This is a genomic window from Pelovirga sp. C15f, assembly GCF_057178085.1.
Map to the genome: position 1 here is coordinate 1 of NZ_JBXUCV010000007.1, position 14,178 is coordinate 14,178.

A 14,178-nucleotide genomic window follows, 5' to 3' on the forward strand; every position below is an offset into this window, starting at 1 on the left:
GGGATTCGAAGCGCAGCGAGCGCTGACTGAATGTCAGAAAAGCTGCCAGGACGGCCGCGTCAGCGAGCGGAGGGGAGCCGACGCAGGAGCCCGCGTGATGCGGGTGACGTAGTGGGCGAATCCCCCTCACGGACGCCACATTGAAGCGCCTCTGTCGAGTCATCGGAGGAGGCGTTTTCTTTTGGGGTTGATTGGGGGTTGGCTGGATGTTGGTTTCCCGCGAAAGCCTGCCATGATTCTGCTGTGAAATTTGGAGAGAAACATCTCCTATAACTATTCCCTCCAATTTAGTTGTCTTATCGATTTCCAATTTTATTCAATTGTTATAATGAAGGCACAATCTGAATCATATTGTTTTTATCGTGGTTAACTATAACTGAAGGCGTGATCAGAATCTGATTTTTTGTATCGTGAGACACATACCAAACGTCAATTTTATGATAATCCGCATTATCAGGAATAATATTTTCAACGCCAAAGGGATACCCCCATCTATCTAAGACATAATATGGAACTTCCTCACGTTTTAAAGCCAGAGCTATACCAATAGCTTGTGGCCAATCACGACTATCAAAAAGTAAAAAGATAGGTTTTTGAGGCGCTTGACTTAGGAAATAATGAACTTTTTGGGGAATTGACAGGTCGGACTCATTGATAGATTCGGTTGAGGGAGCCTGAACATATACAGCCACAAAAGTGAGCAATAAAAACGAGAAAGCAACACCTATGCGTGGAGCATTTGGAGAAACTTTCTCAGTATATTTTGAAATTATCAAAAAAAACGGAGTGCTTAAGAGGAAAATAAGTCCATAATTAAAGTAAGCATTAAAAGCATATAATTGACCGTCCTGTATCATTCCCCACAATATAGTCAGAAAAAACGACAGAAAAACAAAAAGGGTGAAATTTTTAAAGAAATACCATTGTTCAATCTTCAAGTTCTTCAAAAGATTTTTGTGAAGAATAAAAAGAAATGTCAACAGTGCTGTAGACCAAATTAAGAACAAAAAAATGTTTTCTGAAATAAAATTTAATATATTTAATTTTGATTCAATGAAGGTACCATTTCCAGTACTAAATGAATAAAAAAAGAATGAAAGAAGGTATCCAAGGGACTGGGTAAATGATTTTGATTCCCCAGAATGTGTCTCTATATGTCTAAATATTGAAGATATATTTGATTCAGATCCTTTTAGTAAATCGATCACAAAAGGAATTATGAAAATTAATATTAAAAAAAACGAAAGAAGCAATGGACTTTTTATGGATTTTTTATTTTCTAGTTTTTTTCTCCTAAATATAAATAAAATTATTGAAACTATAAAAATTGGGAAAACAAATAATGGCTGCGCTACATGACTATGTATCAGTAGGCATGAACTTAATGTTACGAGGGGCAATAAAGCAATATTACCGATAGAGAGTGCAGTTGCATATACAACAAGAGCAACTAAAGGCCCTGTTAAAATATTTGGTGGCCATATATCAATAATAGATAAAGATGCGTGATAATAGTGAGCTACAAAAAAAATAAAGAGAAAGCTAATAAACAACCATGATCGACTGAATCTGTGCAAAATCGACAATGCCGATCCTATGAAAAAGCTTTGAACCAACATGTTCATGAAAACATGAGACTGATGTGGTGAATTAAATATTTTTATTGTATCGTGAAAAAGAAACTCTCCCAATGCATAGATATAAAAAAAGGCTGGGCCAGGATGATTAAAATTCCATCGTGAATAATTTCCGTAAATTTCTTCAAAGTTTTTTGCATTAATTATTTTAAGTGAGTTAGCTGCATAATCACCTGTCTCAAATATTGCTGGACCAAAGAAAAAATCCTTATAATAAATAAGAAAAAAAACAGATATTAGCGCTGAGAGCAAAGAACACCTTTTCATATCCATAATTCTACCAATATTTATATTTTTCTAGTTATAGCAGAGGAGAACTCCCAAAGATTGTCATCAGGCCAGTCCAGCATTTCTAAAGATGTACCGTTTTTTTGCAAAGACAACAATCCCCTTGTTTTTGTTTCTACCAATCCAAAGATGGTTGGCAGCCCATTCGGCATAATTGTTGACGGATTGCTATGGATCCTCACATTCCCCAATAACTAGCAAACCAGCACCAAGCCCTTCAAGGGCTTCATACTTTTTCCTAAGTGCGCCGTTGCAGTTCCAAGTGATAATTTTCACTTTTACTCCTGCCCATTAATTCATCGCCCTGTCAGTATCTCGGACACCTACACCTTTGTCAAAATCAAAAGTAGATCATTTTCAGTTTGCCAGCTTTTCACCCCCAGCCCTGATCCCTGTGATCGGGGGCTTTTTATGCCACGAAAGGAGCCCTATATGATCCGCATCAACAACTGGCAAGACCTGTCCTTGATCGAGGACGATCTCGACATCAATCTCGCCATTCTGGAGCCGGATGAGTGGGACTATGCCGAAGCCCTGGGACCACCGGAAGAAACTATCCTGACCCGGATCGAATACAACGGCAATGTCCGTGTTTTCCGCCGTCTGATCTTCCCCACAGAAATTGTCCTCATCGAAGAATCCGCTCAGTAAAATCCCCCGTCAAAACCGTTCCGTAAACCAACCTCGTACCAACCTCACCACGCCATGATTCCGTCCGATTGATTCATATGCCGCAAATCCACAGGTCTGTTCAAGAGATCTCTGAGCAGACGTTCAAGGAGGCCTCCATGAAAAAAATGACCATTCACGTCATCGAGAGCCTTCCCGGACCGCCCGATGATGCCAAAACCTCCGACGCAGGAGGGCACCTGATGTGCCTGTCGAAGTGGGTGAATCCCCCTCACGGACGCCACATTGAAGCGCCTATTTCAAGTCATCGCAGGAGGCATTTTCTTTTGGAGGTTGCTTGGGGGTTGGTTTGACAGCCACATATCCCTGCCCTTGCCCGGCATCCGCAATCACGAAGGCCGCTTCCAGATATCGACATCTTGTCGAAAAAGTTTACACGGTATTGAGCCAACCATATGAAGAACCTCAACAAGCTGAAATTTATATAATATATATAGATGGCCCCTTTTTTGCTTATAAGCACAGAAACAATTTATATACTTTCTCAACTTCGTGTCCTTGGAGAAAAAAATGATTATAAAGAAATCTACTTTAAGTATTCTTTTGGTGTTTGCAGTCGTATTGACAATGGCAAGCACCTCAATGGCTCTTAGCTACACCTATGCTACAGATGTCAGATGGGATGATGGAACGGGCGTGACGTTGAGCAGTACTGTGGGTTCACGATATAATCAGACAAGTTCCCTTGGCAGTCCAGATTCGACTTTTTTAAGCTTGGGCCTTGGTGGTCTTGCAGTTTTCGACTTTGGGGCGGAGTTTGATGCTGCAGCTATTGTTTTTGAAACAACCAACGGCACAAGATCTACCTATCCCGAGTCAGCTAATGTTTATGTAGCCGATTCATCATACGATTTCTCTGGATTGAGCTCTGCAAATGGTGGAGCAACCATCAGTGTTTCAGATTTTAATTTTGTCGCTTTAATTTCAAATGCCACAACTTCGACCACTATTAACTTAACAGGTGGTCCTTTCCGTTATCTGCTCGTACAAGATGCTACCGTCGGCGGACCTAGTACGGATGGATTTGATGTCAACGCAGTTGGTGTCTCCCCTGTTCCCGAGCCCGGCACTCTGCTCCTTCTCGGTAGCGGTCTGACAGGTCTGGCCCTGTATAGACGCAGGATGAATAAAGTGTAAAGCTTTTTCGACACTGTAAAATATTTCGACACATAAAGGCGGAGTCGGCAATGGCTCCGCTTTTTTTGCCCCATCGGGAATTCATCTCGATGGGGTTTTTGTTTCCGCAAAAAAAGAATTCGTAGGCTTCCACGGTAGGTTTGCATGTTAGAAAAACTTTTCTGAGATAATGCTCTCTGTATAAGCAGGGAAGTTTTTATTGTGTCATTGTCGGGATTCGAAGCGTGAGGAAGCTTACTGAATGTCAGAAAAGCGGCAAGGATGTCCGCGCCCGTGAGGAGGGATGCGGCTTTGAATTAAAATATATGTCGGAAAACCTTACACTAATTATGAGCATTATAATTGCGAATCAGTAACTTACCGAACATACTCACATAAAATACGAGGCATAATTTATGCAAAAATCTATCATAACGCCATAAAGTTTTCATCTTATGGAGATCCAGGTGAGTTTCCGGTCCCGCTAAAGACAGTAACATCTGCCAGCTGTTTGAAATGTTGATTGATATGCCATTGAGGGATATTCATTTTTTCTTTGAACTATTGGGGGAGCGATACAGGAGGATAATCATGAAAAAAACTGCCAGATCGCTACTTTGTGCAACAGTTATATTGATTTTTCCATCACTGTTATTCGCAACGTCAACAGCAACCAGTACGGGGAGTCTCAGTGTCGACTGGGGACAACATTCAGGAGCCTTTGATTGGAGCACCAGCATCTATGGAATGAATGGTGCTGATGCAATCTGGGGGACAGAAAAGGCAAGTGACTATGATAGCCCCGGGTGGGTCGAAAACCTGGAGAGTGTTATTGATACGTCGTCAGCGACATTTGAAAATTCTGGCTCTGCTGCTGTCGGCGAAGCGTCAACAACAACCACTAGCGTCTCCTCCTCCGCTCAGGTGACCAACAACGGAACCGGCGTTACGTTAAATGCGTCGGGGACATCCCATTTAGTGCGTAACTTTACGATTACAGCTGCAGGGGATTTTAGTTTTGTTGCGAAATATCAATTCACAGATTCTGGAGTGCATGATGATGCTGATACTGAATGGGTTTACTGGGGGCATCATGTCAACCTTACTCTCAGCTACCATTCTTCAGAAGGGTGGGTAAAACTGGCTGAAGATATTATCGCCTACAATATAAATGATCCCATATCAGCTGAAGGATTGCTCTCAGTCGTTGATGCAACGGGCTGGGACCCACTGCGTAACTATGCTGTTGAACTCCATACATACAATACAGCCTCGGCTTATTCACCTGCCAGAGAACCTGCCGCAGTCCCCGAGCCCGGCACTCTGCTCCTTCTCGGCAGCGGCCTTGCCGGCCTGGCCCTGTACCAACGCAGGACGAATAAAGCGTAGAGTTCTGTCGGCAACCGTAAAAATACCGACACACTACCAGCGTTGTCAGCAATGACTCCGCCGGTAGTGTGTCTCAATGATGTAAGGAAGGGGAACTTCATTACCTGAAGTGCGACCGGGTAACACAAAACTAATTATGAGCCTAATTGGCATTATGTCCCCAGGCCAAGGTTCTTGATCAGCGTCACCACCCAAATGTCCTGATGACCACCTTTTTAACGGATAATTTTCCAGCTTCCATCCGGTTGTCTGCAAGCGGTGCCGTAGGCCTGCTGCTCCTCGCCCCCTATCCATACCGTCTGTTGATACTCACGACAATACATACCGGAACTGGTCTGGTAGGTTTCTAATGGTGTCAACTCACCACGGTGACCACTATCAGGATTACGCCATGGCGTTGATGTTCGGGTCGGGGCATGCTCCAGGGCATACTGGGCATTCTGCTGCATGATCACCTGGTCGGCCCGGTCCAGGGTCCGCCCTATATCCTGACCAATCAGCGCTCCCGCCAGGGTTCCTACCGCCACGGCCAGCAGCCGTCCGCGGCCGCCACCAACCTGGGCGCCAAGCAAGGCGCCGGTTCCTGCCCCGAGCAGGGTCCCGGTCTGCTCACGCGGCCCGGCTGAATAAGGGGCACATCCGCTGACGGCCAGCGCCAACAACAGCATCGACACAGCTAACTTTTTCATAACGGCACCTCCAGAAACTTTCTGCTCCAAACTTTCACAGTTACAAAGATCATAACAGACCCGCACAGAAAAACCACTTCAGCAAAAGACTTCACTTGACGCAGCATGCCAGTCCTGGATTTTCACGGGGCGACCTCTCGGCACCATGATGTCCATGCTTCAGACCGCCCCTAGGTGTTGACCACTTCCATGCGGTTGAGGTATTTGCCGATCAGCGCGGCAACAATAACCAGCAATGAACAGATCAGAATCATAATGATTCCTAGAGCCGAGAGTCGGCCCCACAAACCGTCTTCGGCAAAGCGCAGAATCTGAACAGCCAACACCTCGGTCCCCGGACGCGATAGAACCACCGATAGGGTCAGCTCACGCAGGAACATGGAGGCCATCAGAATCCACCCGGAAACAATGCCGGGAATCAGCAGCGGGATGATGATCTTGCGCAGGGTATAAAAAGGGCTCGCACCACAGACCCGGGAGGATTCTTCCAGATGGTCGTGTATCTGGACGAAAGCACTCGAAATGGGGCGCACCCCGTAGGGAAGATAAGTCGCGATGTAGCCGATTAACAAAGCCGTCAGGGTGCCGTAAAGTGGGGTGCGGACAAAAAACCACATGAAACCGACGCCAATGACGATTCCAGGAAAGGAAAAAGACAAAAAAGTCAGAGAATCGAGGATCCCAGCCGCTGTGGTTCTAACCTTGACGACTACATAAGAAACCAGAATCGACAGCAGGGTACCCAGGGTTGCGCCGACAATGCCGAGGTAAAGGCTGTTTTTCAGGGACAGAAGAGACACCGGATCCTTGAGGACATCAATCCAGTTAGCCCAGGACATCATCGAAAAGGCGCGGGCACTGGGTACCATTGAGTACGGCAGCATCGATGTGTAGAACAGCACCATGACCGGCAGGACGATCAGGACGAAAGAAATAATCCCGACGATAACAAACATCGGATAGCGGGCATTGTTCAGTTTGATCAGGGTTGGCTTGAACCCGCGACTGGTCACGGTAACAAATTTGCTGCTTTCACGGGTTAAATAACGGTACAGATAGATCAGGGTAATGGAGGCAACCAGGGCGCTCATGCCGATCGCCGCAGCCAGACCGAAGTCGGCGGCAAAGCCGCTGGAAATACTGCGATAGATGTGGGTCGAGAAGACATAAATCCGTCCGGGCATGCCGATCACCGACGGCACCGCAAAGGAAGCAAGGCTACGGACAATGACCAGAATCATAGCAGCGAGAATCGCCGGACGCAGAACCGGCAGGGTAATTTTTATCAAGGTCCGCCAGGCCGAAGCACCGCAGACCTTGGACGATTCCTCCAGAGACACATCAAAAGAGCTCATGGCCGGAGCAATGACCAGATAGGCAATAGGCAGATCAAGCAGCCCTTCAACCAGAATCATGCCGGTCAGGCTGTAAATATTAAAAAATGACCGATCAAGGCCGAACAGCTCGTAGAAAAGGGTATTGAGGATGCCATTGTTGGGGTTGAGCAGCAGCACCCAGCTGACAGCAAACAAAATATGCGGAATCATCATCGGAATAATCGAGATGATCCGGAAGATGAATTTAAACGGCAGGTCGGTTCTGGTGTTGACATAGGCCAGAAACAAGGCCAGTGCGGTGGCAAAAACCGCCGATCCCAGGGTGAAAACAAAGGTGTTCCAGAGGATTTCAGCAAAATCCGGATCGGTGTAGGCGGCGACATATTTGCTGGTGGTAAATTCGCCGAAAGAAACGAAATCCCGCGAAAAACTGCCGAGCAGCAGCATAATCACCGGGCACAGGGTGAGAAAGCCGACAACGGCAATCAGGCCGGTAGTCAGGGTCGGTTTTTTATTCATGGAAGCCGTCCAGTTCCTATTGCGCCAGCAGGAAACAGTGATCAGGATCAAAAGCGATACTGATGGTATCCCCTTCGTTGATATCGCGGATCGGATCAATGGTTGTTGTCAACAGCGTCTCGCCAATGCGGATCTCCCCCTCGTAGGCTTCGCCGATGAAGATCAGGGTTTCCATGCGACCACTGAAAACATTTTGTCGATCTGTTTCGTGTTGCGCTGCAAGGTTAATAAACTCAGGCCTGACACACAGGATCGCCTCCGTATCAATGGCAAGGGCATGTGGATTCAGGGCGTAAATCTTGCCGATGGATGAATCGAACAGGGCATGCCCCCCTTCGGTCTGGGCTACCTTGCCGGGGATCAGGTTGGCGCGGCCGATAAAGTCGGCAACAAAGCGATGGTCAGCGTTAAAGTAGATTTTTTTCGGGTCGCCGATTTCGATAATCTTGCCGGCACGCATCACCGCAATCTGATCAGACAGGGCAAGGGCCTCGATGCGATCATGGGTAACATAGATCGCGGTAATTTCCAGTTCGCTGAGAAAAGTACGCAGCTCCTTGCGGGTTTCTTCCCGCAGCTTAGCGTCAAGATTGCTCAGGGGCTCATCGAACAGAATAACTTTCGGTTCCGCCACCAGCGCGCGCGCCAGGGCTACCCGCTGCTGCTGTCCACCGCTGAGCTTGGTCGCCGGTCGCTTTTCGAACCCTTCCAGCTGAACAAACTTAAGAACCCCGGCGACTTTTTCCTGGATCTGGTCGCGAGGCATCCCGGCGGTCTGCAGCGGATAGGCGATATTGTCGAACACGTTCATATGTGGCCAGATGGCATAAGTCTGAAACACCATGCCCAGACGACGCTTTTCCGGCGGGACAAAAATCCCGTCGGCTTGGGAGAAAACCAGGTCGTCGCCAATGAAAATTTTTCCTTCGTCCGGGGTTTCCAGTCCGACAATGCAGCGCAGCAGGGTGGTTTTACCGCAGCCACTCGGCCCGAGCAGGGTAAAAATCCGATTGGCCGGAATCACCAGATCAACCCGGTCCAGGGCTTTGATCTGCTTCCCTTCCGAGTAGTAAAAGCGGCTCAGTTGTTCGATGCGAATTTCCATACGACCTCTTGTTTTACCGGGCCGACACCAACATAATTCGGCATCGGCCCGGGGCTGGAACGACGGTGGGATAAGCTGTGAGCGAGATTATTTGCCGTAAAATATTTTCTGAAACTCACTGCCCCAATGACGGATTTCCGGGTCGGTGAGTTCCCGAATCGGCAACACCCTGACCTCACTGATACCATCTATCGGTGGATAGACCCCGGGGGTCAGCACATATTCACCAACCTTGTCGGCCAGCAGCTGCATCGCATCGCGACTGAGCCAATAATCAACAAAAGCCCGTGCCCCGGCCGGATTGGAAGCGCCGGCAGCAACCGCAATGGCCCTGGGTGAGCCGAGCAGCGTGTCGACCCTGGCCCAGTCAAGGGGCGCCGGCGCTTTGGTCACAATATATTTCGGCATGGAAATGCCGATCAGTTTCTGACCACTCTCAATGGGTGCCGGAGTTGGGCCGAACGACGCGACAAACATTGGCTTATTGGCGGCAACTCCTTTAAGAAAGGCCATCCAGGAATCCTCGTCGGCAAAGATCCCGTTTTCTTTGAGGCCGACCAGCCAGGAGATAGTCGTAGCGTGAGACGCGGGATCGGGCATAACAATCCGATCAAGCCATTTGGGGTCGGCCAGGTCTTCGTAGCGGGTTGGCACATCCTCCGGTTTGACCAGTTCCTTGTTGTAGATCAGCCCGACATATTCAATCCCGAACTGGATAACGCTGTCATCTGCTGTTGCCCAGTCAGGATAGCCTGCGGCGGCAGGTGACCGATAGGGTGCGAGCACCCCTTTTTCCTTGAGCATATTAATGATGGGGAGGGGGCCCTGCAGCACGTCGGCCTGAAGCCTGCCGACGGAAAATTCGGTCAAAACGGTTGCCAGATATTTGCTGGTTGACATCCGGGTGTAGACTGCGGTGCCTTCATGGCCGACATTGTAGGCTTCAATCAAGGGTTCGATCGCTGTCATGTTCGCGTAAAAGTTGATGTTGTCGGTAGCTGCGGCAGCAACACCGCACCACATCAAGGACACCAAACTAAGCACCAGCAGGACTTTTTTCATCATTGACTCCTTTTTCATGTTGGGTAAGGGCAGGTGTTGTGCGCTGGACAATTTTAATATCAATTGGCCAAAGTCAGATTACGGAAAAAACAGGATATCTTTCGGCAACCATGGCAAGTTTACCATAGAAATTCGCAAGCATAAGGGACACTGTTTTTTTATCTTTGGTTTTATTGAATTTTTTTTTATCACAGGTTTTTCCTTCAAGATAGTTCAACTGTTATCCTTTTACAGTACACAGTCGAATGCCGCCGAAAATCCTGTCGAAAAAGTTTACACATCGTGAATCAGTCCAGGAAACAGCCACAGCCTGCTGAAATATAGGGCTTAATTATATGGCCTGTATTTTGCTTGATTCTCAGCCTGATGCTTCACTGGCAATGCGATTTAGTCAGTATCCTCTGGAAATAACACTAAATGACAAACCAGTTACGGCACCAGCACCTGGTAATCTGTCCTTTTCTGCTGTTGGCCTTGCCGATTGACACGCAGAAAGGATGCTTTACCGATGCAGAAAGAAATCACGCGTTAAACATTCCGACACTGTAAAGTATCTCGACATACGATAAGCGAGGAATATGAAAGAACGCCGCGCAACATTTGGTTACGATTGCAAATTGTGTAAAAGGGCATGTCACCTTTGCAACTACACCAGTTATTCGAGCGATCCCGTCGTTTTTAATCTGAACTTCTTCAGCCTGGAATTCCTTTCTTCCAATCGTTTTCAGGCCCAGCCCTTTTCTCATCAAATAAAAGGCTCAATTCCTTATCGTCAAAGGAATTGAGCCTTTTATTTCAATATTCTATTCAATGATTTTTTGCGTTATTGCACCCTAAAAAGGAATTTCATCGTCCGGGTTGAAGGCCGGTTCCTCAAAATCATCCTTGCTGGAGCTGCCGCCTGATGGCTGTTGTCCGCCACGCTGGGAAGAAGTATTGCCCCTGTCCTGCTGACCTCCGTAGCCACCACCCTGGCTGTCATCTTTAGTGCCGAGCATCTGCATCTGATCAACGACAATCTCGGTGATGTAACGTTTGTTGCCGTCACGATCATCATAAGAACGGGTCTGGATTTTCCCCTCAATGTAAACCTGCTTCCCCTTGTGCAGGAACTTGCCACAGATCTCCGCCAACTGCCGCCAGGCAACAATATTGTGCCACTCGGTTTTTTCCTGCCGCTGCCCGTCACGATCCTTGTAACGCTCCGTGGTCGCCAACGAGAAAGTCGCTACCGCCGTACCGGACGGGGTGTAACGCAGCTCCGGGTCTTTACCGAGATTGCCTACTAGAATAACCTTATTAACCGACATGAAAACCTCCTTATGTTCTGCAAATTGCCAAAAGTTGTTGTCACTCGCCTAAAGTTAGTGTCACTGAGCTTAAAACATATTAAATGCGCTGATACATTTTTCTCATCAGCGCTTAAATAGTTGGCAAGTGTCTTCTGATGTTTTTGAGCTGGTCATCGTATATGTTTCGTAAAGAGAATGAAAGTCAAAGTCTCTTCCAATAAAAGATGTGTATGAAGGACTCCTGGTATTTCTAACACGAAATGAGCCTGAACATCACGTGGAAAACTTCCATGAAGAAAGGAGCAAAATCACCATAAATGTCAAGCGCCTACAGAATCATCAGGTTAACAGCATATATCTTGTCTAAGTCGGTCACTTATACCAATTTGAAACTCACCACCGGTTATTGCGTGAAAACCCGCCACCTCGATTGTAGAGTGGCGGACTTTTTGGTTTTGATACCCACAATAAACGAAACGGATTTTCAGCCGATAGCTGTACAATTAATTCTTAGGTGATATATGAATCCAATACACCATAATTCATGAAAATGCACCAGCTCGCATGGGCTAACCAGGTCATTATGTGCTGTAGATGGTGATCAACGAGAAAAACGGGAAGTGTTCCTCATTTTCTCGAGTTTCCCTGTCATGGATTATTCCAAACATTAAGGATTGCTATATTTATGGCCTATGGATTGTGAACAACCCCGCTTTTAACGACCATCCGACAGGAATTGATGCCGATGCCATAAGCTAGATCCGCTGGCCGATCAATGTCCCACAAGGCAAAATCAGCTAGCTTGCCAATCTCCAACGTGCCTATATCGTTAGCAAGGCCTAGAGCACGTGCAGCATTAGAGGTGACTCCCAAAAGGGCCTCCAACGGTGTCAGGCGAAACAAAATACATGAAAAATTCAGAGCGGTAAGAAGCGAAGTCAGTGGCGAGGTTCCGGGATTACAATCGGTAGACACCGCAATAGGGATACCAGCCGATCGTAATGCGTCGACAGGTGGAAGCTTTGTCTCACGTAAAAAATAAAAAGCACCGGGAAGCAACACTGCTACAGTGCCGGCATTAGCCATTGCGTCAATTCCTTCGGGAGAGAGATATTCGAGATGGTCTGCTGACAGCCCCTTGTATCTTGCGACCAACTGCGCACCTCCGCAGTCTGAGAGCTGCTCTGCATGCAGCTTAACCGGCAAACCGGTTTGTTGTGCCGCCTTGAAAACTCGTTCGGTCTGAATAGGAGAAAATCCGATCTTTTCACAATATACATCCACAGCATCCACCAGCCCCTCAGCCGTAAGCACAGGCAGCATATTTTGACAGATATCGTCAATATATGCATCCGGTTGATCGGCGAATTCAGGTGGAAGGGCATGAGCTCCAAGAAAGGTTGTTCGTACCCGGATCGGTAATTCTCGACCGATCCTCCGAGCCACTCGCAGCATATTGGCTTCGCTGTTAATTTCAAGTCCATAGCCGGACTTGATTTCTATGGTTGTGACCCCCTCCGCAAGCAAATTTTTGACTCGTGGCAAGCTGTTGAAAAACAATTCCTCAATCGAAGCAGAGCGAGTTGCCCTAACTGTCGACATAATCCCGCCCCCCCGGCGGGCGATCTCTTCGTAACTCACACCATTCTGCCTAGCTTCAAATTCATCGCTTCGATTGCCGGCATAAACGATATGAGTATGGCAGTCAATGAGGCCAGGCGTTAACCAACAGGAACGACCATCATGTTCAATCGTCGTATTATAGTTTTCAGGCAAGTCTTTACGCCGCCCGAGCCAGGCAATCTTCCCATCGCTAACAGCGATCGCGGCATCATGGATTTCACCGAAATCTTTCGTGTTTGTTAAAGTTGCAAGGTGGACGTTAACCCAAAGTGAATCCCACTTTGTTGGAAAATCAGAATTCATGACCAAATATCCTTACGGTGATTTTGATTAATAGGTGAAACGATTTAAGCGGGTTCGTGCTGCTGATATCATTAGTGTCCGGATTCAATTCGGCGTTATCAGCCAGACGCAATTTTCCTGTGAGTCAGATTCTGTTGATGAGCGTTTCCAACTGGGCAATGTTACTTTATCCGCGCTTTGCAAATTCATCGATGACGTTAAAAATAATATGGGCTGCCAATTTTGATGTTTTGCCGCCGACATCCAATTTCGGTGCGACTTCTGCGATATCAAACCCTGCCACCTTCCTGGTCCGCAGAATATCCCTTATGAGGCGTCTGACATCTTTCGGGTCAATGCCGAATGGCTGGGAAGCACTTACCCCCGGGGCAAAAGCAGAAGAAATAACATCAAAACAAAGGGTCAGATAAATTCGGTCGGATTGGTTGATAAATTTGTTCAGCGCTGAAAGATCCTTTTTTTCCGAAATTTCATCTGCTGTTTGATACTTTATCCCAAGCTCCTCAGCTTTTTTGAAAAGGGCCCTGGTATTGCCGGCTTTTTGAATTCCCAGGCAGAAATATTTGAAATCTTTTTCATTATCTGCAATTTGCGCAAACATCGTCCCAGAAGACATCCCTTCGGCATATGCCCTTATATCAAAATGGGCATCGAAATTGATGATGCCGATCGTGTCATTTTTATAGAAACGCTTTAGTCCGTTGTAATGCCCGAAGGCAACTTCGTGGCCGCCGCCAAGAACAACAGGAAAAGCCCCCGCGGCACAAATTTTCTCTACGCTTGATGCCAGCGAATCTTCAGCTTTTTCCAGGTCCCTGTTTGAACAGACAACATCGCCGGCATCGTAGATATCAACATGATCCCAATGCCAGGGAAGGTTGGCCATGGCCTCGCGAATGGACGCTGGACCTTCTGATGCGCCCTGCTGTCCGTTATTCCTCCGGACTCCCTCATCAGATGCGAATCCCAGCAGACAAAGGCTTCTTTCTGAATGACAGAGAAATTCTTTATTCAGGTTGAGCGGCTGAATGACCTGATGCACCCTGTAGAAGTCAGGGTCAGTCGTATGATCTGTACGTCCGCACCAGCAGCTCATCCGGGGTTCATAATATCCAGTTGTACGCATCG

The 14,178-nt window shown here is 47.2% G+C and carries 13 protein-coding genes; 4 read left to right on the plus strand and 9 right to left on the minus strand.

What is annotated here, in order from left to right; all coding sequences use genetic code 11:
- Positions 1-323 precede the first annotated feature (323 nt).
- Entirely contained in the window at positions 324-1,910 is a 1,587-nt protein-coding gene (locus tag AC1931_RS13315) for a hypothetical protein (protein ID WP_483877770.1), read from the minus strand.
- Between the two features lie 447 nt (positions 1,911-2,357).
- Here AC1931_RS13315 and AC1931_RS13320 point away from each other — a divergent pair, with 447 nt between their 5' ends.
- From AC1931_RS13320 to AC1931_RS13335, 4 genes are all read left to right on the plus strand, one after another.
- Entirely contained in the window at positions 2,358-2,576 is a 219-nt protein-coding gene (locus AC1931_RS13320; protein WP_483877771.1) for a hypothetical protein, read from the plus strand.
- Positions 2,577-2,713: 137 nt separating this feature from the next.
- A complete protein-coding gene (locus AC1931_RS13325) occupies positions 2,714-2,908 on the plus strand; it encodes a hypothetical protein (RefSeq protein ID WP_483877772.1) in 195 nt (64 codons plus the stop codon).
- Positions 2,909-3,125: 217 nt separating this feature from the next.
- Positions 3,126-3,752 (plus strand): PEP-CTERM sorting domain-containing protein, encoded by a 627-nt coding sequence (locus AC1931_RS13330; protein WP_483877773.1) that lies wholly within the window; start codon positions 3,126-3,128, stop codon positions 3,750-3,752.
- 570 nt (positions 3,753-4,322) lie between these two features.
- A complete protein-coding gene (locus AC1931_RS13335) occupies positions 4,323-5,120 on the plus strand; it encodes a PEP-CTERM sorting domain-containing protein (RefSeq protein WP_483877774.1) in 798 nt (265 codons plus the stop codon).
- Between the two features lie 215 nt (positions 5,121-5,335).
- Here the strand turns inward: AC1931_RS13335 and AC1931_RS13340 are convergent, their stop codons facing one another.
- From AC1931_RS13340 to hutG, 8 genes are all read right to left on the minus strand, one after another.
- On the minus strand, positions 5,336-5,809 hold the full coding sequence (locus AC1931_RS13340; RefSeq protein ID WP_483877775.1) for an RT0821/Lpp0805 family surface protein: 474 nt from the start codon (positions 5,807-5,809) through the stop codon (positions 5,336-5,338).
- A 170-nt stretch (positions 5,810-5,979) separates the two neighbouring features.
- Positions 5,980-7,665 carry an ABC transporter permease gene (locus AC1931_RS13345; RefSeq protein ID WP_483877776.1) on the minus strand — a complete coding sequence of 562 codons (1,686 nt, stop codon included), beginning with the start codon at positions 7,663-7,665 and terminating at the stop codon, positions 5,980-5,982.
- 16 nt (positions 7,666-7,681) lie between these two features.
- Entirely contained in the window at positions 7,682-8,770 is a 1,089-nt protein-coding gene (locus AC1931_RS13350; protein ID WP_483877777.1) for an ABC transporter ATP-binding protein, read from the minus strand.
- Between the two features lie 87 nt (positions 8,771-8,857).
- Positions 8,858-9,835 (minus strand): ABC transporter substrate-binding protein, encoded by a 978-nt coding sequence (locus tag AC1931_RS13355; RefSeq protein WP_483877778.1) that lies wholly within the window; start codon positions 9,833-9,835, stop codon positions 8,858-8,860.
- A gap of 70 nt (positions 9,836-9,905) precedes the next feature.
- Positions 9,906-10,049 (minus strand): hypothetical protein, encoded by a 144-nt coding sequence (locus AC1931_RS13360; RefSeq protein WP_483877779.1) that lies wholly within the window; start codon positions 10,047-10,049, stop codon positions 9,906-9,908.
- A gap of 616 nt (positions 10,050-10,665) precedes the next feature.
- On the minus strand, positions 10,666-11,142 hold the full coding sequence (locus tag AC1931_RS13365; protein ID WP_483877780.1) for a single-stranded DNA-binding protein: 477 nt from the start codon (positions 11,140-11,142) through the stop codon (positions 10,666-10,668).
- 672 nt (positions 11,143-11,814) lie between these two features.
- Entirely contained in the window at positions 11,815-13,050 is a 1,236-nt protein-coding gene (gene hutI, locus AC1931_RS13370) for an imidazolonepropionase (RefSeq protein WP_483877781.1), read from the minus strand.
- A gap of 166 nt (positions 13,051-13,216) precedes the next feature.
- Positions 13,217-14,176, minus strand: a complete 960-nt coding sequence (gene hutG / locus AC1931_RS13375; RefSeq protein WP_483877782.1) for a formimidoylglutamase — start codon at positions 14,174-14,176, stop codon at positions 13,217-13,219.
- Positions 14,177-14,178: the final 2 nt, after the last annotated feature.